The sequence below is a fragment of the Sphingomonas sp. P4_G3 genome (assembly GCF_056401105.1).
This window is the reverse complement of the sequence record NZ_JBFUJZ010000004.1, coordinates 354644-380700: the sequence shown is the minus strand read 5'-3', so window position 1 is coordinate 380700 and position 26057 is coordinate 354644. Positions and strand designations below refer to the sequence as shown.

The 26057-nt window shown below is 63.9% G+C and carries 25 protein-coding genes and 1 tRNA gene; 13 read left to right on the top strand and 13 right to left on the bottom strand.

Translation table 11 applies throughout. The features are described from left to right. Positions 1-121 precede the first annotated feature (121 nt). The 4 genes from AC1DQQ_RS13645 to AC1DQQ_RS13630 all read left to right on the top strand — a co-directional run bounded on the left by AC1DQQ_RS13645 (position 122) and on the right by AC1DQQ_RS13630 (position 5746). Positions 122-1528, top strand: a complete 1407-nt coding sequence (locus tag AC1DQQ_RS13645; protein ID WP_478045472.1) for a glycoside hydrolase family 5 protein — start codon at positions 122-124, stop codon at positions 1526-1528. Between the two features lie 147 nt (positions 1529-1675). Next, positions 1676-2905, top strand: coding sequence for a glycoside hydrolase family 27 protein (locus tag AC1DQQ_RS13640; RefSeq protein WP_478045471.1), 1230 nt, complete (start codon positions 1676-1678; stop codon positions 2903-2905). Positions 2906-2967: 62 nt separating this feature from the next. Continuing rightward, entirely contained in the window at positions 2968-4578 is a 1611-nt protein-coding gene (locus AC1DQQ_RS13635) for an alpha-N-arabinofuranosidase (RefSeq protein WP_478045470.1), read from the top strand. A 73-nt stretch (positions 4579-4651) separates the two neighbouring features. Further along, positions 4652-5746 carry a glycoside hydrolase family 62 protein gene (locus tag AC1DQQ_RS13630; protein ID WP_478040980.1) on the top strand — a complete coding sequence of 365 codons (1095 nt, stop codon included), beginning with the start codon at positions 4652-4654 and terminating at the stop codon, positions 5744-5746. Between the two features lie 107 nt (positions 5747-5853). On the opposite strand, the gene AC1DQQ_RS13625 is transcribed toward AC1DQQ_RS13630, so the two are convergent. From AC1DQQ_RS13625 to AC1DQQ_RS13600, 6 genes are all read right to left on the bottom strand, one after another. After that, a tRNA-Lys gene (locus tag AC1DQQ_RS13625) sits at positions 5854-5929 on the bottom strand. A gap of 122 nt (positions 5930-6051) precedes the next feature. Continuing rightward, positions 6052-7179 (bottom strand): rod shape-determining protein RodA, encoded by a 1128-nt coding sequence (gene rodA / locus AC1DQQ_RS13620; protein ID WP_478045469.1) that lies wholly within the window; start codon positions 7177-7179, stop codon positions 6052-6054. Then, positions 7172-9250 (bottom strand): penicillin-binding protein 2, encoded by a 2079-nt coding sequence (mrdA, locus tag AC1DQQ_RS13615; protein ID WP_478045468.1) that lies wholly within the window; start codon positions 9248-9250, stop codon positions 7172-7174. Before mrdA ends, rodA begins: the two co-directional genes overlap by 8 nt. Further along, complete coding sequence (mreD, locus tag AC1DQQ_RS13610) at positions 9247-9756, bottom strand: rod shape-determining protein MreD (RefSeq protein WP_478030246.1); 510 nt, start codon at positions 9754-9756, stop codon at positions 9247-9249. Before mreD ends, mrdA begins: the two co-directional genes overlap by 4 nt. After that, a complete protein-coding gene (locus AC1DQQ_RS13605) occupies positions 9753-10628 on the bottom strand; it encodes a rod shape-determining protein MreC (protein WP_478030245.1) in 876 nt (291 codons plus the stop codon). The genes mreD and AC1DQQ_RS13605 overlap by 4 nt, the downstream gene beginning before the upstream one ends. 69 nt (positions 10629-10697) lie before the next feature. Then, positions 10698-11741: a rod shape-determining protein gene (locus AC1DQQ_RS13600; protein ID WP_066583527.1), complete on the bottom strand. Its 1044-nt coding sequence runs from the start codon at positions 11739-11741 to the stop codon at positions 10698-10700. A 141-nt stretch (positions 11742-11882) separates the two neighbouring features. Here AC1DQQ_RS13600 and mutL point away from each other — a divergent pair, with 141 nt between their 5' ends. The 3 genes from mutL to AC1DQQ_RS13585 all read left to right on the top strand — a co-directional run bounded on the left by mutL (position 11883) and on the right by AC1DQQ_RS13585 (position 14716). Then, positions 11883-13670: a DNA mismatch repair endonuclease MutL gene (gene mutL, locus AC1DQQ_RS13595; protein WP_478040976.1), complete on the top strand. Its 1788-nt coding sequence runs from the start codon at positions 11883-11885 to the stop codon at positions 13668-13670. 261 nt (positions 13671-13931) lie between these two features. After that, positions 13932-14372: an anthrone oxygenase family protein gene (locus AC1DQQ_RS13590; protein WP_478040975.1), complete on the top strand. Its 441-nt coding sequence runs from the start codon at positions 13932-13934 to the stop codon at positions 14370-14372. 146 nt (positions 14373-14518) lie between these two features. After that, positions 14519-14716 (top strand): hypothetical protein, encoded by a 198-nt coding sequence (locus AC1DQQ_RS13585; protein ID WP_478030240.1) that lies wholly within the window; start codon positions 14519-14521, stop codon positions 14714-14716. A gap of 418 nt (positions 14717-15134) precedes the next feature. On the opposite strand, the gene rplI is transcribed toward AC1DQQ_RS13585, so the two are convergent. The 4 genes from rplI to AC1DQQ_RS13565 all read right to left on the bottom strand — a co-directional run bounded on the left by rplI (position 15135) and on the right by AC1DQQ_RS13565 (position 17098). After that, a complete protein-coding gene (rplI, locus tag AC1DQQ_RS13580) occupies positions 15135-15749 on the bottom strand; it encodes a 50S ribosomal protein L9 (RefSeq protein ID WP_478040974.1) in 615 nt (204 codons plus the stop codon). 12 nt (positions 15750-15761) lie between these two features. Then, entirely contained in the window at positions 15762-15986 is a 225-nt protein-coding gene (gene rpsR / locus AC1DQQ_RS13575) for a 30S ribosomal protein S18 (protein ID WP_066583513.1), read from the bottom strand. Between the two features lie 12 nt (positions 15987-15998). Next, positions 15999-16397, bottom strand: coding sequence for a 30S ribosomal protein S6 (gene rpsF, locus AC1DQQ_RS13570; RefSeq protein WP_066826697.1), 399 nt, complete (start codon positions 16395-16397; stop codon positions 15999-16001). 326 nt (positions 16398-16723) lie between these two features. Next, the gene (locus AC1DQQ_RS13565; RefSeq protein ID WP_478040973.1) at positions 16724-17098 is read right to left on the bottom strand and encodes an RcnB family protein; all 375 of its coding nucleotides are present in this window, start codon (positions 17096-17098) and stop codon (positions 16724-16726) included. Positions 17099-17351: 253 nt separating this feature from the next. Between AC1DQQ_RS13565 and fabD the strand changes: the two genes are divergently transcribed. From fabD to mltG, 6 genes are all read left to right on the top strand, one after another. Further along, a complete protein-coding gene (fabD, locus tag AC1DQQ_RS13560; RefSeq protein ID WP_478045467.1) occupies positions 17352-18287 on the top strand; it encodes an ACP S-malonyltransferase in 936 nt (311 codons plus the stop codon). A 186-nt stretch (positions 18288-18473) separates the two neighbouring features. Beyond that, a complete protein-coding gene (fabG, locus tag AC1DQQ_RS13555; protein WP_478040971.1) occupies positions 18474-19214 on the top strand; it encodes a 3-oxoacyl-[acyl-carrier-protein] reductase in 741 nt (246 codons plus the stop codon). After that, the gene (locus AC1DQQ_RS13550; RefSeq protein ID WP_478040970.1) at positions 19211-19726 is read left to right on the top strand and encodes a hypothetical protein; all 516 of its coding nucleotides are present in this window, start codon (positions 19211-19213) and stop codon (positions 19724-19726) included. Before fabG ends, AC1DQQ_RS13550 begins: the two co-directional genes overlap by 4 nt. Before the next feature lie 92 nt (positions 19727-19818). Beyond that, the gene (locus AC1DQQ_RS13545) at positions 19819-20055 is read left to right on the top strand and encodes an acyl carrier protein (protein WP_066583498.1); all 237 of its coding nucleotides are present in this window, start codon (positions 19819-19821) and stop codon (positions 20053-20055) included. 118 nt (positions 20056-20173) lie between these two features. Continuing rightward, the gene (gene fabF, locus AC1DQQ_RS13540) at positions 20174-21433 is read left to right on the top strand and encodes a beta-ketoacyl-ACP synthase II (RefSeq protein WP_478045466.1); all 1260 of its coding nucleotides are present in this window, start codon (positions 20174-20176) and stop codon (positions 21431-21433) included. 7 nt (positions 21434-21440) lie between these two features. Continuing rightward, entirely contained in the window at positions 21441-22430 is a 990-nt protein-coding gene (mltG, locus tag AC1DQQ_RS13535; RefSeq protein WP_478045465.1) for an endolytic transglycosylase MltG, read from the top strand. Positions 22431-22540: 110 nt separating this feature from the next. On the opposite strand, the gene eda is transcribed toward mltG, so the two are convergent. From eda to edd, 3 genes are all read right to left on the bottom strand, one after another. Further along, positions 22541-23155: a bifunctional 4-hydroxy-2-oxoglutarate aldolase/2-dehydro-3-deoxy-phosphogluconate aldolase gene (gene eda / locus AC1DQQ_RS13530; RefSeq protein ID WP_478030224.1), complete on the bottom strand. Its 615-nt coding sequence runs from the start codon at positions 23153-23155 to the stop codon at positions 22541-22543. Beyond that, positions 23152-24120, bottom strand: a complete 969-nt coding sequence (gene glk, locus AC1DQQ_RS13525) for a glucokinase (RefSeq protein WP_478030222.1) — start codon at positions 24118-24120, stop codon at positions 23152-23154. Before glk ends, eda begins: the two co-directional genes overlap by 4 nt. A gap of 118 nt (positions 24121-24238) precedes the next feature. Next, complete coding sequence (gene edd, locus AC1DQQ_RS13520; protein ID WP_478045464.1) at positions 24239-26050, bottom strand: phosphogluconate dehydratase; 1812 nt, start codon at positions 26048-26050, stop codon at positions 24239-24241. Between the last annotated feature and the right edge of the window lie 7 nt (positions 26051-26057).

Sequence of the window (26057 nt, the reverse complement as noted above, 5' to 3'; positions counted from 1 at the left end):
ATCGGCTATAATGTGCCTTGCGAACTGCCTATGCCCGGACGAGCCTATTGCATGCCTATCAAGTCATTGAAAGAAAATCGGATATATTAGAGCTCGGATCTAGGATCCGCTGATACCTCTAATGTTCCTGATTCGGGCTGGTGAGCCGGCGCTGCAGCCAGTTCGCAGTCGCCGTGTCCATTTCGCAGCCAGCATTTTCCGGCCCGAAACAATTCCCGGCGCGCTATTTTCGTTGACGTATAGCCCGCATGAACTCGGCGCCAGTGCGCAAGGGTTGTCGGCCAACGTGCCTGGGGATGAGGACATGAAATTTTGTGGGCGAGTGCACCGACCGGTGCCGCTGTCGGGGCTGGTTGCGCTCGGTCTGACTGCTTGCGGAGGCGGCGCCGCGGCCGGAAGCGGAACGGTGACACCCACACCAGCGCCTGCGCCGGCTCCCACACCGATGCCGGCCGCCACGCCGACCCCAACACCAACCCCAGTGCTTGCGGCGGTCACCACGGCGGAGCTCGGCAAGGGCTGGAACATCGGCAATACGCTTGAGTCGTTAAACGACTACGGCAAGCCCCACACGACTTCGCAGGAGACCGTTTACGGCAATCCCGTGATAAACCAGAAATTGCTCAACGCAGTCGCGGCCGCCGGTTTCAAGAGTGTGCGCATTCCCGTCGAGTGGGCACAATATGCCGACAGCGCCGGGACCATCGCGCCGTTCTGGCTCGCCAGGGTCAAGGAAGTGGTCGATATGGCACGCAACGCCGGGCTGTACGTGATCATCAACCAGCATAAGAGCGATTGGTACACGCCGACGGCTGCGAACCAGGTTGCCGGCAACGCGGCGTACAAGAATTTGTGGACGCAAGTCGCGAACAATTTCAAAGATTACGACAACCATTTGCTGTTCGCCGGCACTAACGAAATCCACGTGGACTATGGCGTGCCGTCGCAGGAAAATTGCTCGGTTCAGGAGGGTTTCAACCAGGCGTTCGTCGACGCGGTGCGCGCGACCGGCGGGAGCAATGCGTCACGAACTTTGGTCTTCCAGGGTTATAACACCGACATCACCAATACGATTACGGCGTGTGGAGCTCCCGTCCCAACCGACACCGTCAGCGGCAGGCTGATGATGGAGTTCCATTATTACGACTCATACAACTTCACGCTGAACGACAAGAGCGCCATCTGGCAGTGGGGATCGATCGCAACCGATCCCGCAGCAACCGAAGCATGGGACAACGAGGCGCATGTCGACGCCCAATTCGACAAGGCGAAGACCGCCTATGCCGACAAGGGCATTCCCGTCATCATCGGCGAATATTGTGCCATCTCAAAGACCGAATATGATCCGTCGCTGAAGTACAGGGACTATTGGACCAAATATGTCACCGGGTCCGCGATCCGGCATGGCTTCGCACCCTTTTACTGGGACACCGGCGCCTTCCCCAATCACACGTGCGGGCTGTTCGACCGCAACACCGGCGCCGACTTCAATCCATCGACGATCGCCGCGGTTTTCGCCGCGCCCTGAAGGTCCGGCCTCTCAAGATCGACGTCGCTCCGCGCGGAGGATCGTCAGTCGACGATCTTCTGACAATTTCTGGTGAGATCCGCAGCGTGAGCGGAATCTTCCATATCCTGGCCGAGTGCCAGCATCGACATGATGAAGGGATGCGAAGTGAACATCAAAGGCATAGCGCGGCTCATGTTAGGCATCTTGCTGGGTGCTGCCGCCTGCGGCAATTGCTGGGCTCAAAAGGCTGAAGGCCTGGCCAGCACCCCGCAAATGGGCTGGAACAGCTGGAACAAATTTGCCTGCGAAATCGACGAGCGCCTGATCCGCGAGACCGCCGATGCCATGGTAAAGTCCGGCATGAAGGACGCCGGCTACCAGTACGTGAACATTGACGATTGCTGGCAAGGCCAGCGCGACGCCGACGGCAACATTCAGCCCGACGCCAAGCGCTTCCCGTCCGGCATAAAGGCACTGGCGGACTATGTGCATGGCAAGGGACTCAAGCTGGGTATCTACTCGGACGCCGGCGCGACCACCTGCGGCGGCCGTCCCGGTAGCCGCGGCCACGAATATCAGGATGCGCGGACCTATGCGCGCTGGGGCATCGATTACGTCAAGTACGACTGGTGCAACACCCCAGGCATGAGCGCCGAAGCGGCCTACACCACGATGCGCGACGCGATCGCCCAGTCGGGCCGTCCGATGCTGTTCAGCTTGTGCGAATGGGGCATGAGCAAGCCGTGGGAGTGGGCCGGCCAGGTTGGCCATTCGTGGCGCACCACGCCCGATATCTATAATTGCTTCGACTGCGAATTCAGTCCCGGTCTTTCGACTGGTCTGGGCGTACTGCGCATCCTCGACAGGCAGGCCGGCCTGCGCAAGTTCGCAGGGCCCGGCCACTGGAACGATATGGACATGCTCGAAGTGGGCAACGGCATGAGCGAGGACGAAGACCGCGCCCATCTGTCGATCTGGGCCATGATGGCCTCGCCCCTCATCCTGGGCAACGACCTGCGTTCCATGTCCGAGTCGACCCGCCGCATCCTGACCAACCCCGGCGTGATCGCGGTGAGCCAGGACAAGCTGGGTGTGCAGGCGCTGCGCGTCATGGTCGACGGTCCGCTGGAAACCTATGCCAAGCCGCTCGACGGCGGCAAATGGGCGTTGCTGTTCCTGAACCGCTCCAACCAGCCGACCAACGTTGACCATGACTGGAAGGCGGAAGTCCTGACCGACGGGCTGAGCAACCGGTCGGTCGATTTCAAGCAGGCCGTCTACCGCTGGTCCGACCTGTGGAGCACGAAGACGGGCGACACGAGCACCAAACTGCAAGCGCGGCTGGCGCCGCACAGCGTGCTGATGCTGCTCCTGACTGGCCCTGCGAAATCATAGGACACGCCCGGCCGCGCAGACGCTGATCGCTGGGCATCAACGCTAATGCCAGAAGGATTCGCATGATTACGCGCCTGTTTCCACGCACGACCCGTATCTCGCCGTCAGGCGAGCAGGCAAAGCGGCGCTTTTCGTCCCTGACCTGGGCTGCCCGCATCGCCCTGCTGCTGTGCATCGCCATGCCGGCAAGCGTAGCGCCTGCCGCCGATGCTCCGGTTCAGGTAACACTCGATGCGTCCAAGCCCGGCGCGGTGATTGACCGCAATATCTTCGGCCAGTTCGCCGAGCATCTAGGCAGCGGTATCTACGGCGGCATCTGGGTCGGCAGGGATTCCACGATCCCAAACACGCGCGGCATTCGCAACGATGTCGTAGCGGCCTTGAAGGCGCTCAAGGTCCCCAACGTCCGCTGGCCGGGCGGCTGCTTCGCCGATCAATATAACTGGCGCCGCGGAGTCGGCCCTGAGCGCAAGCCGGCCATCGGCGAGCCCAATAGTTTCGGCACCGACGAATTCATGGACTTCGCCCAGCAGATCGGAACCGAAGCCTATGTTTCGGTCAATCTCGGCTCTGGCACTGCGCAGGAAGCGGCCGAATGGCTTGAGTACATGACCGCCCCGACCGACGACGCCCTGGGTGCCGAGCGCGCTAAAAACGGTCACCCTGAGCCGTACAAGGTTGCCATCCTTGGCCTCGGCAACGAATCCTGGGACTGCGGCGGCCCCATGTCGCCGGACTTCTACATCAGCGAAATGAAGCGCTTTTCGCACTTCGTGCGCAATTACAACGCTGCCCAGCCGATGAAGCGCGTTGCCGTCGGACCGAGCGGTGCCGACCCCACCTATACCGACGCCGTCATGAAGGCCTGGAAGAGCCGTTCCTGGGCCTGGGATATCGAGGGCCTGTCGCTGCACTCCTACAGCGCGGGCGGCTGGCCGCCGCATATGGCGGACACCGGCTTTGGCGAGAAGGACTATGCCGTCCTGCTGAAAGACTCGATCGGCATGGAGTATACGCTCAAGACGCAGTCGGCGATCATGGATAAATATGATCCCGAAAAGAAGGTCGCCCTGGTGGTCGACGAATGGGGCTCGTGGCTGGCCCCGACGCCGGGGTCGAACCCGGGCAGCCTAGTGCAACAGAATACTCAGCGCGACGCCGTGCTGGCCGCCCTCAACATCAATATCTTCGCGCGCCATGCCGACCGCGTCCGCGTGGCCAATATCGCGCAGATGATCAACGTCCTGCAGGCCATGATCCTGACCGACAAGGGCAAGATGCTGCTGACGCCGACCTATCACGTCTTCCACATGTACGTGCCGTTCCAGGACGCGACCTTCGTGCCGCTGACCTTCGACGCCGGCACCTATATGACGAACGGGATCACCCTGCCGCGTGTCGACGTCATTGCGGCCAGGGACAAGGCCGGCAAAATATGGATCGCCGTCACCAATATCGACCCGAAGTCGCCCGCGACATTCGGCGTTTCGCTCGCCGGTGTGAAAGCCAAGAGGGCTTCGGGCCAAACCCTTTCGGCGCCGAAGGTCGACAGCGTCAACACCTTCGACGCACCCAATATCGTCGCCCCCAAGGCATTGGCGGCCAAGGTTGCGAGCGGCAAGCTGACCATCACTGTCGCGCCGGCATCGGTGACGGTGCTTGGTCTCGAATAATCGGAGCGCCCAGGAGCGGGCCAATACGCTTGCATCTTAACGGCCAGGCTCAAGCTTGAAAGATATTCATACTATGAACTTCAAAAAGAACATGCGGGGGATGAAGGCCCTGACATTCTGTCCAGCGAGCCTGGCGGCCATGGCCCTGCTGGCCGGATGTGCCGGGGCGTCTGCCGGTTCATCCTCTGCGCCGTCTCACGGAGCCTTTTACTGGAAATCAAGCGCACCGCTGATCGGGCCGCAGCCGGATCCATCCCAGACCGTTTACGCGGTAAAGGATCCGTCCGTCGTATTTGCGAACGGAAAATACCATGTCTTCATGACCACGGCCGGATCGAAGGGATGGGGCATCGCCTATACCAGCTTCGCCGATTGGTCGTCCGCATCGACGGCGCCGATATTCCCCCTCGAGAAATCGCCGATAGGCCCTGGGTACCGCGCGGCGCCGGAAGTGTTCTACTTTGCTCCGAAAAAGCTCTGGTACCTGATATTTCAGGGCGGCGATCCGATGTATTCCACCACGACCAACATCGACGACCCGATGTCATGGAGCGCTGCTCGCCCATTCTTTGCCACGGCGCCGGACATCACGAAGCCTCCGGCGGGGAAGGGGTGGCTAGATTTCTACATTCTCTGCAACGACACCAAGTGCTACCTCTTCAATACCGACGATAACGGCCACGTCATGCGGTCGGAGACAGGGATCGATCAATTCCCGAACGGCTTCCACAATACCGTCACCGTCATCACCGAGCCTCGAGAGGACGCGTTCGAGGCAAGCAGCCACTATCGGGTAAAAGGAACCAATACGTACCTCACCGTCGTCGAGGCAATCAGCCCGAAGGGGCGTTATTTCCGGATATGGAAAAGCGACGGTTTGGAAGGCACCTGGGTGCCGCTGGGTTCAGCCGCCAAAAATCCCTTCGCAACAGCCGACAACGTGGAAGGCATCTGGTCCGAGGGTGTTTCGCATGGCGAACTGATCCGGGACACGACGGATCAGACCCAGGTCATTGACCCCTGCAAGCCGCTTCGGTTCCTGTTCCAAGGTAACGACCCGTCGGTTCACCCCTCCGATTACATCCAGCTGCCATACCGGCTCGGCCTTCTGACAGCCAAGGGGGCAAATCCGATCACGGACATGTGCCACAAAAAGGACAGACCCTAATCGGGCGGGTAGAATTGCGGAGCTTCGCGGTGGTCGACGATCTCGTGCATCCCACCGTCGAGCCGCCCTTGGCTGGCCCAGGTCATGCCGTTAAGCCATTGAAAAGGTGGTGGACGCACTAGGGCTCGAACCTAGGACCCGCTGATTAAGAGTCAGCTGCTCTACCAACTGAGCTATGCGTCCATGCCGGTTTGCGGCTGCCGCTGTTAAGAGCGGCTCCCCGGACGGGGAGGGGGGCAATTACCATCGCAGGCGCGCTTTGCAACCCCTTTTTTGCGGCGCCGCAATTGGCGCCCGCCTGGCCGTTACCAGCGGGTCTGTTGCCGGTTCTGGCGGTCGAGCGACATCAGGATGCCGATGCATAACAGCACCGTCAGCTGCGACGATCCGCCGAAGCTGATCAGCGGCAGCGGCACGCCGACCACGGGCGCCATGCCCATCACCATCGCCATGTTGATCGATACGTAGAAGAACAGGGTCGTCGCCAAACCTGCGGCGGTCAGCCGGGCGAAACGCCCTTCAGCCTTGAGCGCGACATTGACCGCCCACCAGATGATCGTGAACCAGGCGACGACCAACAGCACGCCGCCGACCAGCCCCCATTCCTCCATCATCGTCGCCAGCGCGAAATCGGTGTGCCCTTCCGGCAGATAATCGAGATGGCTCTGCGTGCCGTTCAGGAAGCCCTTGCCGAAAATCCCGCCCGATCCGATCGCGATCTTCGACTGGCTGATATGATAGCCGGTGCCGAGCGGATCGCTTTCCGGATCCATGAAGATCAGGATGCGGTTGCGCTGGTAATCGTGGAGCACGAAGTTGAACGCGATCGGTGCCAGGATCGCGCCCGCCAGCCCGCCGCCGATGAACAGGCGCAGCGGAATGCCGGCCAGGAACATCACCGTGATGCCGCCGGCGGTGATCATCAGCGCGGTGCCGAGATCGGGCTGAAGCATGACCAGCGCGGCGGGAATGCCGATCAGCACCAAGGGCGGCCATATCGCGCCGAACTTGCGGATCTCGGCCGGCGGCAGCATCTCGTAGAAGCGCGCGCAGGCGAGCACGATGAACGGCTTCATCAATTCGGACGGCTGCAGGCGGATGATGCCGAGCTCGAGCCAGCGTTGGCCGCCGCCGGCGACCTTGCCGAGGATCTCGACCCCCAGCAGCATCAGGATGATGACCACGTAGATCGGCAGGCTGATCGAGCTCCAGGTGCTTTCGCGTACGCGCGACAAGGCCATCGCGCCGCCGAGCAGGACGAAGAAGCGGACACCCTGTGACAGCGCCCAGGGGCGGATATGCCCGCCCGCCGCCGAATAGAGCACCAGCAGGTCGAAACAGCCGATCGCCAGGACCAGCAGGATGATCTTCCACGGCAATTGCGCGAGCGGTTCGGGCACGAAGCCGAGATTGGCAGAGGACCCTCTAGTCATTCGTCGCCTCGCGCGACCCTTCTTCGGCCGGCTGCGCGGTATTGGCGATCGCCGCGGCCGACGAATTGGCGGCGTCGGTTGCCGCTTCGACCGCCGGGGCGTCGGTCGGCGCCGCCGTGGCGTTGATTTCGGTCTGTGCACCCTGCACCAGCGAGATCTGGCTCTTATAGGCGGCGGTCTCGGCCGCCATGCGCGTGGCGATATCGCCGCCCCAGGTCGGTTCGACCTCGGCCAGCGATTTCAGCGCGCGGTCGCGGTCGAGCAGGTACGTGATGATGTCGCGCCCGATCCCCGGCGTATCGAGATTGGTCACCGTATGGCCGCCATGTTCGAGCACGACGGCGGCGGCATATTTTGGGTTCTCGACGGGCGCGAAGCAGATGAACAAGGCGTGGTCGCGCATCTTGAACGGCAAAGAGGCGTTCGATCGCACGCCGCCCGCGCGCTCGGCCATGGTGATGCGCCGGACCTGCGCGGTGCCGGTCTTGGCGCCGAGCGAGACGCCGGGGATGTTGAGGCGGGCGCGGCCACCGGTGCCGCCCTGATTGACCACCCCGTACATAGCGTCGCGGATATAGGCGAGGTGCTGCGGATCGAGCGGCAGCGGATTGGCGATCGGCGCATTGCCGTTCATCAGGATGCGCGGCTGCAGCGACCGGCCCGACGCGATGCGCGACGCCATCACCGCGAGCTGGATCGGATTTGCCAGCACATAGCCCTGGCCGATCGACGCATTGAGCGAGTCGGCCACGGTCCAATCGGCTTTGTACTTCTTGAGCTTCCACCCGCTGTCGGGGACGGTGCCATAGCGTTGCGTCGAGAAGGGGAGGTCGAATTTCTGTCCCAACCCCATGATCCGTGCGACCGGTGCAACCTGATCGTATCCCAGCCGCCGGACCATCTCGTAGAAATAGATGTCGCAGCTGGCCATGATCGCTTGTTTGAGGTTGAGCGGCCCATGCCCCGATTTCTTGTGGCAGTGGAAGATGCCGTTGCCGACCCGCAGCGCACCGCCGCAGCTGATCCGGTCCTCCGGGCTGACACCGGCCCGAAGCAGCGCCAGACCGTTCATCGGCTTGACCGTCGATCCCGGTGGGTAAAGCCCCTGCAGGATCTTGTTCATCAACGGCACGTGGTCGTTATCCGACAGCATCTTCCATTCGAGATGGCTGATGCCGTCGGAAAAGCTGTTGGGGTCGTAAGCCGGCATCGACACGAAGGCGAGCAGGTCGCCGCTGGTGATGTCGATGACCACCGCAGAGCCCGAATTGGTACCGAGGCGGCGCGCGGCATATTCCTGCAATCCGGCGTCGATCGTCAGCCGCTGGTTATGGCCGGGTAGGTCCGGCCGCGTCTCCAGTTCACGGATCAGTTTGCCATGCGCCGTAACCTCGACGCGCTTGGCGCCGGGGACGCCCTGCAACTTCGATTCTAGCGCTTTTTCAAGGCCGTCTTTGCCGATCTTGAAACCAGGAGTGATGAACAGAGAATTCTTGGTCTGTTTGTATTGCTCGGCTGACGCCGCACCGACATAGCCGGTCAGGTGTGCGACCGCGGGCCCCGCCGGATAGCTCCGCGAATAGCCGCGGGTCGGCGCCACACCGGGCAGTTCCGGCAGGCGCACCTGGACCGCGGCAAAGCGGTCCCAATCGAGATTTTCCGCGACCTGGACCGGCTGAAACCCGGCAGCGCGCTTGAGGTCGGTCTGGATACGTGCGACCTGTTCGGGGGGCAGCGACAATAATTGCTGGAGCAGTTTCAACACCTGATCGATCTGCTCTTTGGGCAGGCGATCGGGAATGATGTCGACGCGGAAATCGGTGCGGTTATTGGCGATCGGATGGCCGTAGCGATCGATGATCCAGCCGCGCCGGGGCGTGATCGGCGTCAAATTGACGCGGTTCCTTTCGGCCAACACCTGATAACGCTGGTTCTCGATCACCGCGAGCCAGGTCATGCGGCTGGCCAGCGCCACCGCGACCGCACCTTGCGCCGCGCCCAGCACGAGCGCGCGGCGCGAGAAGCTGTAGGATTGCTGGACCTCGTTGACCAGGCGCGTCGGACGGTTCACGCGCGACCCCGTTTGCGGTCGAGCCAAGCGACCAGACGGGCGACGAAGGGATAGAGCAGCACCGCGACGATCACCTGGAACAACAACAGTGTATCGACATGCGCCTCTATCCCGGTCGCGATCAAGCGTCCTCCGATCAACGCGAAAGCGATCGCGCCCGTCGCCAGCACCCAATCCTGCCAGAAATCGCGCGCCACCAGCCGCTGGTCGAGCATATCGATGGCCAGAAACGCCATGCTCCACAACATCACCGCGCTGCCCAATGGCTGGCCGCTGACCAGGTCGTCGAACAGCCCGAACGGAATCGGCGCCCAGACACGCAAGGCCTCGGGTCGCATCAGCCGCCAGCCGAGCAGAATCATCAGGCCGAACGGCGGCAGCACGGGAAAGGTCGCGATGAACGGAATCACGGTGACCAGCGACCCCGCCATCACCGAACCGACCGGAATGAGCCATTGGCCGGTGGGAGAGGTTTGGGGAGCGAACGCGCTCGGCGGCCTGCTCACGGACGCGTGTCCGGCGCGGGTGGTGGCGGCGGTGGCAAATAGGTCTTCATCACCGTGGCAAAATCGAGCGCATCGGGGCGCGCCAGCGGCATGGCGAGCGCGCTGTCGCGGCCGCGCTCGGTGACCTTGGCGACCGGTACGTTGGGCGGGAAGATGCCCCCGGTTCCCGACGTCACCAGGATGTCGCCCGGGGCGAACTGGCCGGTCGTCATCGCGATCGGCCGCACTTCGAGCAAGCCGTCGCCGCGCCCGGCGGCGAAGCCCGGCGCACCGTCTTTCAGGCGCCGCACCGGGATCACACTTTCCGGATCGATGATCATCAGCACCCGTGCGGTATCCGGACCCGCCTCGATCACCCGACCGACCAGACCATCGGGTCCGCGTACCGGCATGCCGGCATGCACGCCCTGGGCAATGCCGGCATAGATCAGGGCATAACGCCGCGTGCTCGACGCCGACGAGCTCACCAACCGCGCATTGATGATGTCCTCGATTGCCGGCTCACGCATGTTGAGCAGCTTCTTGAGGCGGATATTCTCATAGGCGATCGCGCGCGCCTTGAGCAGAACCTGCTCCTGGCGCTGGACCTGCTCCTTCAGCCGCGCATTCTCGCCATGCACGCCGAAATAGCTGCCGATCCAGCCGGGGATCGATCCGATCCCGCGCACGACCGAGCCGACGCCCCAGCTGACCGGCGCGGTGACTTCCGCCGTCCCGGCGCGTAACGCCGAGAAAGCGGGTGGGTCGAGCTTGGAGATCAGCAGCAGAACGGCGCCCACGAGCACGCCCGCGATCGCGATCACGTAGCCGATGAACAGACTATATTGCGCCCGCCGCGAATAACCCGGGCGCCGGTTGCGTGGCGACGCCATTCACTTCCCTCGCACCCCGAAGCCCCGGGATTCTTTCGCTCTCAGGCTTGGATCAGGCCCGAGACTCAATCAAGCGTTATGCAGCACGCCGCGGAACATCGGATCTTCCAGCGCGCGGCCGGTACCCAGCGCGACGCAGGTCAGCGGGTCCTCGGCAATCGTCACCGGCAGGCCGGTTTCATCGCGCAGCACTTCGTCGATCCCCGCGAGCAACGCACCACCGCCGGTGAGCACGATACCCTGGTCGACGATGTCGGCGGCGAGTTCGGGCGCCGTATTCTCGAGCGCGATGCGCACGCCCTCGACGATCGTCCCGACCGGCTCGGACAGCGCCTCGGCGATCTGGCCCTGGTTGATCTGGATTTCCTTGGGAACGCCGTTGACCAGGTCGCGACCCTTGATGTGGATCGTCTGACCGATGCCGTCCGCGGGCGGCTTGGCCGTGCCGACTTCCTGTTTGATCCGCTCTGCAGTCGCTTCGCCGATCAGCAGATTATGGTTGCGACGGACGTAGGAGACGATCGCCTCGTCCATCTTGTCGCCGCCGACGCGGACCGAGGTGGTGTAAGCGAGGCCGCGCAGCGACAGCACGGCAACTTCGGTCGTGCCGCCGCCGATATCGACGACCATCGATCCGATCGGTTCGGTCACGGGCATGTCGGCGCCGATCGCCGCGGCCATCGGTTCCTCGATCAGCCACACCTGGCTGGCGCCGGCGTTCGACGCGGCATCGCGGATCGCGCGGCGCTCGACCGAGGTCGAGCCCGATGGCACGCAGATCACGATCTGCGGCCAGCGCATGAAGCGGCGTTGCCCGCCATGCACCTTGTGGATGAAGTGCTTGATCATCTGCTCGGCGACGTCGATGTCGGCGATGACACCGTCGCGCAGCGGACGGATCGCCTGGATGCTGTCGGGGGTCTTGCCCATCATCAGCTTGGCGTCGTCGCCGACCGCCTTGACCTTCTTGACCCCGTTGATCGTCTCGACCGCCACGACCGACGGTTCGTTGAGGACGACGCCGCGGCCACGCAGATAGACGACGGTATTGGCCGTCCCCAGATCGATCGCCATGTCATGCGACATGAATTTGAAGAAACGCGAGAAGACCATTCGATGTGACCGTCCGAATTCGAGACCGTAGTGACGGCATGCGCCGGGTTGTTTCACCCCGTCCGCCAAAGCCAAATCCGGGCTCCGGTTTGTTGGCATTTGCAGTCGCGGGATGGCGTCGCTTGGTCTAGAGTCAAACCCATGTCAATACGCCGCCTTCCAGAGCATCTCGTCAACCGTATCGCCGCCGGTGAAGTGGTCGAAAGACCCGCCAGTGCGTTGAAGGAATTAGTCGAAAACGCGGTCGATGCGGGGGCGACCCGAATTGCCGTAAAACTGGCCTCTGGCGGCATCGATTTGATCGAAGTGATCGACGACGGATGCGGCATGTCCGCGGCCGATATGGCGCTCGCGCTGGAGCGCCACGCAACCTCGAAACTGCCCGATGAGGCGATCGAAAATGTCGTCACGCTCGGCTTTCGCGGCGAGGCGCTGCCGTCGATCGCCAGCGTCGCGCGACTGACGCTCGAAAGCCGGGTGCGCGGCGCCGATGGCTGGCGACGCGTGGTCGACAATGGCGCGGTGCTGGAGGAGGGGCCTGCCGCGCTTCCGCCCGGCACGCGCGTCCGCGTCGAGGCGCTGTTCGACCGCGTCCCCGCCCGCCGCAAGTTCTTGCGGAGCCCGCGCGCCGAATATGGCGCGAGTCTCGACGTGGTGCGGCGCCTGGCGATGGCGCGGCCCGACATCGCCTTTTCGGTCGAGCATGATGGCCGGCGCGCGCTATCGACCAACGCGCCAGAGGATCGCCCCGGCCGCGTCGCCGCGCTAACCGACCGCGCGCTGATCGAGAACAGCGTCGCGATCGACCTCGAGCGCGAAGGGGTGCGGCTGGGCGGAGTGGCCGGCTTGCCGACCTTCAATCGCGGCGTCGCCGATCATCAATATCTGTTCGTCAATGGCCGTCCGGTGAAGGACCGGTTGCTCGCCGGCGCAGTGCGCGGCGCTTATGCCGAGATGCTGGCGCGCGATCGCCATCCGGTGGTGGCACTCTTCCTCGATCTTCCCGCCGACATGGTCGACGTCAACGTCCATCCCGCCAAGACCGAGGTGCGCTTCCGGGAGCCGCAGATGATCCGCGGGCTGATCGTCAGCGGCCTACGCCGCGCGCTCGACGAGGCGGGCCATCGCAGCGCGCAGCGTCCGAATGAAGCCGCGTTGGCGGCGTGGCAGCCGGAACCGCAAATCCGTCATCCCGACGAAGGTCGGGATCTCTGGCAGTATTCGGAATCGCCCGCGGCCCCGGCCTTCGCCGGGGCGACGTCGGTGATGGAGCACCGTTCCACCTTCTCCATGCCGCCGCCGGCGGCGCGCGCCGAACCGGCCTGGGCACCGCCACCCGAAAACGTCGCGCATCCGCTCGGCGTCGCGCGCGGTCAGGTCGCCAAGACCTATATCGTCGCGGAAGCCGAGGACGGATTGGTGCTGGTCGACCAGCATGCCGCCCACGAACGCCTCGTCCTCGAACGCATGCGCGCCGCGCTGGCCGGCGGCAAGGTCGCGGCGCAGGCGCTGCTATTGCCCGAAGTGATCGAACTCGACGAACCCGCCTGCGACCGGCTTGAGGCGCGGATCGAGGAATTGGCCGAACTCGGCCTTGACCTCGAACGCTTCGGTCCGCGCGCGATGCTGGTCCGCTCGACCCCGGCCTTGCTGGGGCAGGGGGATGTCACCGGCCTCGTCACCGACCTCGCCGACGAACTCGCCGCGTTCGACGAAGCGCTGAGCCTCAAGGAACGCCTCGATCACGTCGCCTCGACCATGGCCTGCCACGGCTCGGTCCGCGCCGGTCGCGTGCTGTCGGTCGCCGAGATGAACGCTTTGCTTCGCGAGATGGAAGTGACGCCGCATTCGGGCCAGTGCAACCACGGCCGCCCGACCTGGGTGAAGCTGGCGCATGGCGATATCGAGAAACTGTTCGGTAGAAAATAGAGAAGGTTAGACGACTTCATCTATGGTTGCGTCTGAGGTCGAGCGGCCAGGTTGAATGATCCCGTCGGCCCATTTGCAGACATTCGGACCTTGCAATTCGCCCCGTCACCGATCATTCTGGAAATGCCGAAAATAGAGTTGCAGGTCGGTAGCTCCTGCGCCCGTTCATCGGGTTCTTCCCAGCCGCGGCGTCCACCCAACTCGTTTGGGAGGGCGCTGACATGGGTCTCGCGTCCTCCCGGCTGATGCCGAGGAACATTTATGCTTCAACTCTCGATAGCGGCTCTCGTTTTCGCCACGCTGTTCGCCGGTGCCGCATTCTACATAAGTCTCGTGGAGCATCCTTCACGTCTCGGATTGTCGGATGGCCCTTTGCTGGCGCAATGGCAGCCCAGCTACAAGCGAGCGCTACCGATCCAATCCGGGTTGGCGATTGCCGGGGGCGCGGCAGGACTGATCGTCGGGTATCTTTCGGCGGATTGGCGGTGGTTTGCCGGAAGCATCCTGTTGCTCGCCAACTGGCCGTTCACGCTATTCGTCATCATGCCCGTCAACAAACGCTTGATGGCGACGCCGGTAAGCGAGGCGGGCGCTGAAAGCCGCGCGATGCTGGTTCAGTGGGGAAAGCTGCACAACCTCAGGAGCGCACTGGGCGCAGCCACGGCGCTGCTCTTTGTCTGGGCGTTGGCAGGCGCAGGCTAAACGGCCGCTTCGACCATTTTTCTCGTGCAGCGGCTGAACAGCGGGCGCCGGGCCTGATAGTCGACCGGCGGGTTTCGGGTGGGGAAAGCTGCCGGGCCGGAAGCGCCTCACTTGCAGACATTCGTTGCCTGAGCGATGATTGCAGTGTGCAGATCCTAAGCTTCATCCTGCTGACACTGGCACTGCTCGTCTGCAACCTGATTTATTGCGGCCAGCGCATCACAGCGGACGTGCGGCATTCTCGGCACGCCCAGGTGACATGGGGCTTGTTGGCGTTCTCCGGCTCGCTCCTGGCAATGGTGGCGATGGTCTGGGCCACGCTCGCTAGTCTCGCTCATTTTTGACGGCGGCTTTCCACCCGATTGCCGCCTCCGCCTTCACATTTGTAAGGCTGCCTTCGAGAAGCTGGCGAATAGCGAGATCAAGAAACTGTTCGGGCGGCAGTGACGTTCCGAAGCGGCCAAGCGGCTATTCTCATCCTGAAACGATAAGTTTCCCGTTCATCTTCTGGAAAGAAAGCGGTCCCGTGCACATTTCACTGCCAACGGCCATGACGGCCGAAGGAAACGAAGCCGTGAGCAAGGTTCTGCCTGTAATCTTCGCGCTCATCCCGCTGACAGCGGTCGTCGGCGCCTACGTTACGACGCTCTGATCCCCCCAAGAGCGTCGACCCGCGACCCCAGCCCCCGAAGGGTCGCACAAGAAAAGGGCCGCCCGGAGCGATCCGGACGGCCCTTTTTCTATGTCTGAAGCTGAAAGAACTCAGCCTTCCGAGGCTTCCTCGGCGGCCGGAGCGGCTTCGGCCGGAGCCTCGGCGGTCGCGCCTGGCTCGGCGTTCGGATCGTAATCCTCGGTGAAGCCGGTGACCTCGCGGCCTTCCTCGAACATCTGCGCCATGACGTCGACGCCCTTCGACTGCATTTCGGCCTCTTCGGGCGAGCGGGCGACGTTGACCTTGACGGTCACCGCGACCTCGGGATGCAGCTGGACCTTCACGTCGTAGACGCCGATCGCCTTGATCGGCTTGGCGAGCACGATCGCCGACTTGGCGACCTTGTGGCCGTCGGCTTCGAGCGCTTCGACCAGATCGCGGACCGCGACCGATCCGTAGAGCTGGCCGGTGTTCGACGATTGACGGATCAGGGTGATCGCCACGCCGTCGAAATTCTTGGCTTCCTTCTCGGCATCGGTACGGCGCGACGCATTGTCGGCCTCGATGCGGGCGCGGTTCGATTCGAACACCTTGCGGTTGGCTTCGTTGGCGCGCAGCGCCTTCTTGTTCGGCAGAAGGTAGTTACGGGCAAAGCCGTCCTTGACCTTCACGACATCGCCGATGGCGCCGAGCTTCTCGACGCGCTCCAGCAAAATAACGTCCATCGCGGGCGCTCCTTACTTAACGAGGTAGGGCAGCAGGCCCAGGTGACGCGCGCGCTTGATGGCCTGGGCCAGCTCGCGCTGCTTCTTCGCACTCACCGAGGTGATGCGCGAGGGGACGATCTTGCCACGCTCGGAGACGAAGCCCTGCAGCAGCCGGACGTCCTTATAGTCGATCCGGGGGGCATCCTTCGCGGAGAACGGGCAGCTCTTGCGGCGGCGGAAAAAGGGTCGTGCCATGGTCGTTGCTCCTTATTCGCCGTCGAAACCGCCGCGGGGACCGCGGTCGTTGCGGTCGCCGCGCTCGCTGCGACGCTCGCGATCGCGCTCGTTCTTGCGCATCATCACCGACGGGCCGGTCTCGTGCTCGTCGACCTTGACGGTCATGTAGCGGATCACGTCTTCGTTGATCTGGGTCTGGCGCTCCAGCTCGGCGACGACCGAACCCGGTGCGTCGATCTCGAGCATCACGTAATGCGCCTTGCGGTTCTTCGCGATGCGATAGGCCAGGCTGCGCAGGCCCCAGGTCTCGGTCTTGACGACCTTGCCCTGATTGTCCTCGATGATCTTGGTGGCGGCTTCCGCCAGTGCGTCCACTTGCGCTTGTGCCAGATCCTGGCGCGCAAGGAACACGTGCTCGTAAAGAGCCATGTCTTACCTCTATCTTGGCCGATCGCTGACGCCGCACCATACGGACGCCCCTCCGGCTATCGTCTTCAAAGCAACCGGGGCGGAGAGAACGCGTCCCTCCACCCCGATGGCGGCTCCCATACAGGTTTCCGGACGGAAAGCAAGGTTGCGGGAGCAGAGCCCTCTCGCGCGTGGAAAGCCCTCTCCCGCATGCGGGAGAGGGTTGGGTGAGGGTCTTCTTTCTACTTTTTTGATTCCGTGAGGAGGAAGAAGAAAGAAGACCCTCACCCTCCCACCGCTTCGCGGCGGGCCCCTCCCTCTCCCGCACGCGGGAGAGGGGCTTTACATCAGTTGAACGCGCCTGCGATAACCGCGCCGATCACGCCACCCGCGACCGCGACGAGCACCGCGTCGTTGCCCGACCGCACCCAGTGATAGCCGCGCGGCGGTGCGTAGAGGCGGCGGCCGCGATATTGCTGCCAATTGTTCACCACGCGATAATTCTGCGCATAGCGATAATCGAAGCGCTGGCCCTTGTTCCAGCGACGAAAGCTCGGGCGCGCCGGTGAAGTGACTGCATGCGTGATGAGGACGGGGCGCCCGTCCGGGCCGGTCCTGACCTTGGTGCGATCGTCGCGCTGCGGCGCGGCGGAAGCCGGCGCGATCACGAGCGGGCTGGCAAGTAGCGAAACGGCCGCAGCCGTGAGGATCAGCTTTTTCATCGTTACCTCCATTCGGACGACGTCGTGAATGGCGTCGGAGGGCAATTTGGGAAGCGCATGTCGTGAAGGTGTCGCGGGAAGCGAGTGATTTTGTATCAACCTGTAGCAGGTCGAAGAGGCGGTCGGTCGGCGCCGCGGAATACTTCATCAGCGGAACGCATCTCGGTGCGAATTTCGGCCCGCACCAAAACGACCGAACTTGCCTAACCAGCGCAGCATTTCTAGTGCCGCAGCCTCAATCGGGGAGACGACGATGCGCGCTTTCATATTTCCGGGCCAGGGCAGCCAGGCGGTCGGCATGGGCAAGGCGCTCGCCGAGGCCAGCGCCGCTGCGCGCGAGGTGTTCCAGGAAGTCGATGAGGCGCTCGGCCAGCATTTGTCGGCGCTGATGTTCGACGGGCCCGCCGACGAACTGACGCTGACTGCCAACGCTCAGCCCGCGATCATGGCGAACGCGATCGCGACATTGCGCGTGCTGGAGAAGGAAGGTGGGCTGAAGCTGGTCGACAAGGCCGACTACGTCGCGGGCCACAGTCTGGGCGAATATAGCGCCTTATGTGCCGCCGGCGCGCTCGACCTTGCCACCACCGCATTGTTGCTGCGCCACCGCGGCGAGGCGATGCAGGCGGCGGTCCCGGTAGGCGTGGGCGCGATGGCGGCGTTGCTCGGCGCCGACCTGACGATCGCGCAGAAGATCGCCGAAGCCGCCGCGCAGGGCGAGGTCTGCACCGTCGCCAACGACAACGATCCGTCGCAAGTGGTGATCTCGGGCGCCAAGGCAGCGATCGACCGTGCGATCGAAATCGCGAAGGACTATGGCGCCAAGCGCGCCATCGCGCTGCCGGTATCGGCACCGTTCCACTGTCCGCTGATGCAGCCCGCCGCCGATGCGATGGAAAAGGCGCTGGCCGAGGCGCGCATCGACACGCCGCTGGTCGCCGTGTTCGCCAACGTCACCGCGCAGCCGGTCAGCGACGTCGATACGATCCGCAAGCTGCTGGTCGAACAGGTGACGGGCATGGTGCGCTGGCGCGAGTCGGTGATCAACATGGCCGACACCGGCGTCGAGCGCTTCGTCGAATTCGGCGGCAAGGTGCTGAGCCCAATGGTCAAACGCATCGTTCCGGACGTGGATGCGTCAAGCGTGATCTCGATGGAGGACATCGAGGCGTTGGCTAAATCTTTTTGATTCACGCGGAGGCGCGAAGGCGCGAAGATTGCAGGATATATAGGCTCTGGCGTCTGCTGTCGTTGACGACGCGTTGCGAATGCGGCGAGATGCTCAAGAAGAGCTCCGTCGCGTAGCCAATGACTACAAACCCTTTGCGCCTTAGCGCCTCCGCGTGAACCAAAATCAAAATCTGGAGATGAAATGATGTTCGACCTCACAGGCATGACGGCCCTCGTTACCGGCGCGTCCGGCGGGATCGGATCGGCGATCGCGCAGGCTTTGGCCGGGCAGGGGGCTCGGCTCGCAGTGTCGGGATCGAATGCCGACAAGCTGGAGGCGTTCCGGGCTTCGCTTGGCGGGGATCATGTCGCGTTGCAATGCGATCTGTCGGACGGCGCCGCGGTCGACGCGCTGGTGCCGCAGGCGGTCGAGGCGCTGGGCGGCAAGCTCGATATCCTGGTCAATAATGCCGGCGTCACGCGCGACAATCTCGCGATGCGGATGAAGGACGAGGAATGGGAGCAGGTGATCAAAGTCAACCTTGAAGCCGCGTTCCGCCTCGTCCGCGCCGCCGCCAGACCGATGATGAAGGCGCGCTACGGTCGCGTCATCTCGATCACCTCGGTGGTCGGTGCCACCGGCAATCCCGGACAGGCCAATTACGCCGCGTCCAAGGCCGGGCTGGTCGGCATGTCCAAGGCGCTGGCGCAAGAGCTCGCCAGCCGCAACATCACCGTTAATTGCGTCGCGCCCGGCTTCATCCGTTCCGCGATGACCGACGTACTGCCGGAAGCGCAGAAAACTGCGTTGCTCGGCCGGATCCCGGCGGGCGATCTCGGCACCGGCGAGGATATCGGTGCCGCTGTGGTCTATCTCGCGTCGAAGGAAGCCGGATACGTCACCGGCCAGACAATTCACGTCAATGGCGGGATGGCAATGCTGTGAGGATCATCCTGATCGCCGCCGCCCTGCTCGCGCCCGGTACTGCCTGGGCGGCATCAGGCGATATCGGTTGCATCGAGGCGAAATTGGGTCCGACCGCGATGCAGCGGATTGGCGACGGCGTCGTCGCCGCGGCCGACAAGGGCGGCAATCCCGCAGCCGCGCTCGATACCGACCGCGACGCACTGCTCGCCGCGCGCCAAGCCTGCCGCACCGCCGGCAGTTGGTCGCCGGACGCGGTTCAGGCTGCCGTTTCCTACACCCAAGGAAGGGCGACGAAATTGGGTGCCGAAGCCGCGTTGCGGAGCGATGGGCTCGACGCCACCAAACTCGCGACAGCTTACGCAGCTCTGCCGACCCAGGACCGCAAGAGCCTGATCGAAAAGGCGTCTTCAGGTGCACTGGCATCGGTGAGGGGAGCGGCGGCGCAGCCGCGCGCGCGCCGCCACGTGCTGCTATATTTCTCCGCACTGGCCGCAATCGAGTTCTATCCGGCGGAGTTCGCCGCCGCGTGAACGTGCCCCCTCTTGCGCGGGCACCACTCGCGTTCTACGTGCGTTCAGGAAATTCCCCGGGGTACCCCGGAACAATAGAGGGAAGCTGACGAATGAGCGATACTGCCGACCGGGTGAAGAAGATCGTGGTCGAGCACCTGGGCGTCGAAGCCGGTTCGGTGACGCCTGAGGCTAGCTTCATCGACGATCTCGGTGCCGACAGCCTCGACATCGTCGAGCTGGTGATGGCGTTCGAGGAAGAATTCGGGGTCGAAATCCCGGACGATGCCGCCGAGAAGATCACGACCGTCAACGACGCGATCACCTATATCGACGCACATCAGGGCTGAGCCCTCTTTTCCGTGGCTGACCGCCGCGGGCGTATAGAGTAACGAGCGGCTCCCCGTCCCAGGGTTACCCAGGGCCGGGGGGCCGTTTCGCTGTAAGAGACTTGGATTGGAGAAGACCATGCGGCGCGTAGTCGTGACCGGCCTGGGCCTGGTGACCCCCTTGGGGGCGGATGTCGAAACGGCCTGGAAGAACATCATCGCAGCCAAATCAGGCGCGGGGACGATCACGCGCTTCGACGCGACCGACTTCCACAGCAATTATGCGTGCGAAGTGAAGCCGGCCGATCACGAATATGGCTTCGATCCGGACAAGCGCGTCGACCACAAGGTTCAACGCCAGGTCGATCCGTTCATCATCTACGGCATCGATGCCGCCGGCCAGGCGCTCGAAGATGCCGGCCTGACCGAGATGAGCGAGGAAGAACGCTTTCGCGCCGGTTGCTCGATCGGATCGGGCATTGGTGGCTTGCCGGGCATCGAAAGCGAATCGCTGGTGCTCGCCGCAAAAGGTCCCAAGCGCGTCTCGCCGCATTTCGTCCATGGCCGCCTGATCAACCTGATCACCGGCCAGGTGCAGATCAAATACGGCCTGATGGGCCCCAACCACGCCGTCGTCACGGCTTGTTCGACAGGCGCGCATGCGATCGGCGACGCCGCGCGGATGATCGCGATGGACGATGCCGACGTCATGCTCGCCGGCGGTGCGGAAGGCGCGATCTGCCCGATCGGCATCGCCGGTTTTGGCCAGGCGCGCGCGCTGTCGACCGGCTTCCGTGACGAACCGTGGCGCGGTAGCCGTCCGTACGACCGGGACCGCGACGGTTTCGTCATGGGCGAGGGCGCCGGTGTCGTGTGCCTTGAGGAATATGAGCACGCCAAGAAGCGCGGCGCCAAAATCTATGCCGAAGTGATCGGCTATGGCCTGTCGGGCGACGCCTATCACGTCACCGCGCCGCATCCAGAAGGATCGGGCGCGTTCCGGTCGATGGAAATGGCGATGCGCAAGTCGGGCCTCGACTTGAGCGACATCGATTATATCAACGCCCACGGCACTTCGACTCCGCTGGGCGACGAGCTCGAGCTTAACGCCGTGCGCCGCTTGTTCGGCAACAACATCGCCACCATGTCGATGTCGTCGACCAAGTCGGCGATCGGCCATCTGCTCGGCGGCGCGGGCGCGGTCGAATCGATCTTCTGCATCCTGGCGCTGCGCGACCAGATCGTGCCGCCGACGCTCAACCTTGACAATCCGAGCGACAATTGCGCGGGCGTGGATCTCGTCCCCCACGTCGCCAAGGAGCGTAAGGTCAAGGCGGTGCTCAACAACTCGTTCGGCTTCGGCGGCACCAATGCCAGCCTGGTGATGAAGGCGGTCTGACCTCGTCATGGCCCGAAAGAAGCGCGGCGGCAGCCGGTTCGGATGCCTCGGCCTAGTCGCCGCGCTGCTATTGGTCGCAGGTGGTTTCTGGCTCGTCTATAGCTGGGGCGGGCGCGGCCCGTTGCAGAAGAACGTCACTGTCTCGATCGCGCCCGGCACCAGCCTCAACAAGGCCGCCGAGCAACTCGAACAGGCTGGCGCGATCTCGTCCGCGAGCCGCTTCATGTTGCTCGCGAAATTCTTTGGCGGTGGGGCAGGGATCAAGGCCGGCGAGTACCGCATCCCCGCGCATCTCAGCCAGTCGGACATCCTGAAACTGCTGCAGGGCGGCAAGACGCTCCAGCGCTTCATCACCATCCCCGAGGGCTGGCCGTCGATCATGGCGCAGGAGCGGCTGATGGCGATGTCCGAGCTGACGGGGAAGATCGACGTGCCCGCCGAGGGCTCGCTGCTGCCCGACAGCTATAGTTTCGAACGCGGCGACAGCCGTGAGGCGATCATCCAGCGCATGCAGCACGCGATGGCGCTCTATCTCGACCAGGCCTGGGCGAAGCGCTCGCCGACGACCGTTGCCAAGACGCCGCGTGAAGCGCTGATCCTCGCGTCGATCGTCGAGAAGGAAACCGGCAAGCCGTCTGAACGGCGGATGGTCGCCGCCGTCTATTCGAACCGCTTGAAACGCGGCATGCCGCTCCAGGCCGATCCAACGGTGATCTACCCCGTGACCAAGGGTAAGCCGCTCGGCCGCCGCATCCTGCGCTCGGAGCTCGAGGCGAATAACGGCTACAATACCTATGCGATGACGGGGTTGCCTAAGGGGCCGATCGCCAATCCGGGGCGGGCATCGATCGACGCGGTGCTCAATCCGGCGGAGTCTCAGGCGCTGTATTTCGTCGCGGACGGGACGGGCGGGCATGTGTTTGCCGACACGCTCGAGCAGCATAATGCCAACGTACAGAAATGGTATGCGATCAGAAGGGCGCGGGGCGAGATGTGACGCGAGCCGTCATCCCAGCGTAAGCTGGGATCTTGGGCGATGGCGCAATGCCGCTTGAGACCCCAGCTTACGCTGGGGTGACGGCTAAAGGTTTCGCTGGGGTGACGTGATTATCGCAACCCAGCCGCAGCCCGCGCTTTCGCCTCAACCTCTTCTGGCGTGCCCGAACACACCCAACTTCCGCCAACGCACAGCACGGGTTCGAACGCCAGCCACTCGCGTGCATTGGCCTCGCTGACCCCACCGGTCGGACAGAATTTGCACTGATAGAATGGCGCCGCCAAGCTCTTGAGCGCCTTCAGCCCGCCATTGGCTTCCGCCGGAAAGAATTTGAAGTGCGTCAGCCCGAGATCGAGTCCGCGCATTAGATCTGCCGAATTGGCGATGCCCGGCAGATAGGGGACGCCGCTGGCGATGATCGGCTCGGCCAGACGCTCGGTCAGGCCCGGCGACACGATGAATTCGGCCCCGGCATCCATCACTTGCGCGAACTGAGCGGGGTTGATGACGGTGCCCGCACCGACAATCGCGCCCGGGACCTTCTTCATCTCGCGGATCGCATCGAGCGCGGCCGGCGTGCGCATCGTCACTTCAAGCACGGGCAGGCCGCCTTTGACCAAGGCTTCGGCCAGCGGCCTTGCGCTCGCCAGATCCTCGATCACGATTACCGGAATGACCGGCGCCGCCAGCATGATACGTTCGATCGGGTTGACGGTGTCGTTCACTTGGCATGCTCCTGGGCAAAAGCGGCCGCGGCGCCGTAGAGGCCGGGTTGGGGATGGGTGATCAGCTTGACCGGGATAGCGGCCATCATCTGCTGGAACCGCCCCTTGGCGGTGAAGCGTTCGGAAAAGCCCGACCGCGCGAAATGCTCCTTGAGCTTGAGGCCCAGACCGCCGGCAATGACGACGTCCTTCGCCCCCTGCATCAGTGCGAGGTCGCCGGCGAACGCACCGAGCGCGAGCACGAAGCGGTCGAGCGCGGCGATCGCCAGACTGTCCGATCCTTCGAACGCCATCGTCCAGATCGTCTTGTCGTCGAGGTGGCGGATTGCCTTGCCTTCGATCTCGGCCAGAGTTTCGTAGATCGCGACGATCGCCGGCCCGGCGCAGATCCGCTCGGCCGAGACGCGGGTGAACGTTTTGCGCAGCCGCTTGAGGATCGCATCCTCGAACGCGTCGAGCGGGGCGAAATCGACATGCCCGCCCTCGGTCGAGAGCACATGATAGGTGCCGCCGGCATGGAGCACCCCCGCGACGCCCAGGCCGGTGCCCGGCCCGCAGATCGAGGTCACGCCGCTGCGCGCCAGGGGTCGCTTGGGGCCGCAAATGTGCTGGAAGTCCTCATCGGCAAGCTGGGCCACGGCGTGGGCGATCGCGCCGAAATCGTTGACGATGACATAGATGTCGGCGCCGAGCCGTTCGGGGATCAGCGCGGGGCGGATGATCCAGGGATTGTTGGTCAGCTTGATGACGTCGCCACCCACCGGTGACGCGACCGCGATCGCCGCCGCCTTGGGTAGCTCTCGGCCGAGCTGGCGGCCGAAATCCTGCCACGCGGTCTGGAGCGAGGCGTGCTCCGCGGTCTTCTGGGTAGTTTCCGGCCCGAGCGAGACGACCTTGCCGTCCGCTACTTCCGCGATGGCGAAGCGGGCATGGGTGCCCCCGATATCGACTGCGACGACTTCCATTACCTAAACTCCCTCTCCCCTTTGGGGAGAGGGCAGGGGAGAGGGGCAGTCACAAACGACGCCGCCTCGGTCCTGCCCCTCTCCCCGACCCTCTCCCCGATGGGGAGAGGGAGAGTATTTACAGCCCAGCGCCCGCGAAAATCGCGCTGGCGCCCAATTCCGCTTCGTCAGCCGCCCCGCGAAATAACCCAAACAGCTCGCGCCCCATTCCCTCCGCAGCCGGCGGACATTCCGCGAGATCGCGCGCATCCCATTCGACCGCGTCGACCAGCGCGTCGAGCGTGCCGTTCACCGCATTGAGCCTGATGACGTCGCCGTCGCGCACGCGACCGAGCGGACCGCCGCCCAAGGCCTCGGGCGAGCAATGGATCGCCGCCGGCACCTTGCCCGACGCGCCCGACATGCGGCCATCGGTGATCAGCGCCACGCGATAGCCCTTGTTCTGGAGCACGCCCAAAGGCGGGGTCAGCTTGTGCAACTCGGGCATACCGTTCGCACGCGGGCCCTGGAAGCGCATCACCACGACGACGTCGCGATCGAGTTCGCCGGCCTTGAACGCCGCTTGGACGTCGGCCTGATCGTGGAACACGCGCGCCGGTGCCTCGACCACCCAGCGATCCTGGTCGACCGCCGACACCTTGATGCAGGCGCGGCCGAGATTGCCGGTCAGGATGCGGAAGCCGCCTTCTGTCGAGAAGGGAGCAGCGGCAGGGCGCAGGATCGTCTCGTCGCCGCTCGCGCCGGGATCTTCCCAGCGCAGGCCGTCACCCTCGACCACCGGGCGCTTGCCGTAATCGGCGAAGTTCCCCGCTACGGTCAGGATGTCGCCATGGAGCAGACCGGCGCCGAGCAATTCGCGGATCACGAACGGCATGCCGCCGGCATCCTCGAAGCCGTTCACATCGGCCGATCCGTTGGGATAGACGCGCGCGACCAAGGGCACGGCGCGGCTCAGTTGATCGAAGTCTTCCCAGTCGATCACGATCCCCGCCGCGCGGGCGATCGCCGGCAGATGGATCAGATGGTTGGTCGATCCGCCCGTCGCGAGCAGGCCGACCGCCGCGTTGACGATCGCGCGTTCATCGACGCAATGCCCAAGCGGACGGTAATCGTCGCCGTCCCAACCGATCTCGGCGAGACGATGCACCGCCGCTCGGCTCAGTTCCTGGCGCAGCTTGGTGCCGGGATTGGCGAAAGCGGCGCCGGGCATGTGGAGGCCCATCACCTCCATCATCATCTGGTTGGTGTTGGCGGTGCCGTAAAAGGTGCAGGTGCCCTTCGAATGATAGGCGCCGATCTCGGCTTCGAGCAATTCCTCGCGGCCGACTTTCCCTTCGGCGAATTGCTCGCGGACCGCCGCTTTGGCCTTGTTGGGAATGCCGGTGCGCATCGGACCGCCGGGGATCAGAATCGTCGGCAAATGGCCGAAACGCAGCGAACCCATCAGCAAACCGGGCACGATCTTGTCGCAAATGCCGAGCAAAGCGGCGCCCTCGAACAGCCCGTGAGTCAGCGCAATCGCGGTCGACAGCGCGATCGTGTCGCGGCTGAACAGCGACAGCTCCATCCCCGGATAACCCTGGGTTACGCCGTCGCACATTGCCGGCACGCCGCCGGCGACCTGTGCGGTCGCGCCGACTTCGCGCGCCCAGACCTTCATCTGCTCGGGATAGCGATAATAGACCGCGTGCGCCGACAGCATGTCGTTATACGATGTGACGATGCCGATATTCATCGCGGCATTAGTCTTCATCGCGTCGCGATCTTCCTCGGTCCCGGCATAACCGTGCGCGAGGTTGGCGCAACCGAGCGTCGCCCGCGACCGCGATCCGCGGTCGCGTTCCCGCTCGATCAGGTCGAGATAGGCGCGGCGCGTCGGGCGCGAGCGCTCGACGATACGGTTGGTGACGGCGGATACTGCCGGGTTCATGGTCTTG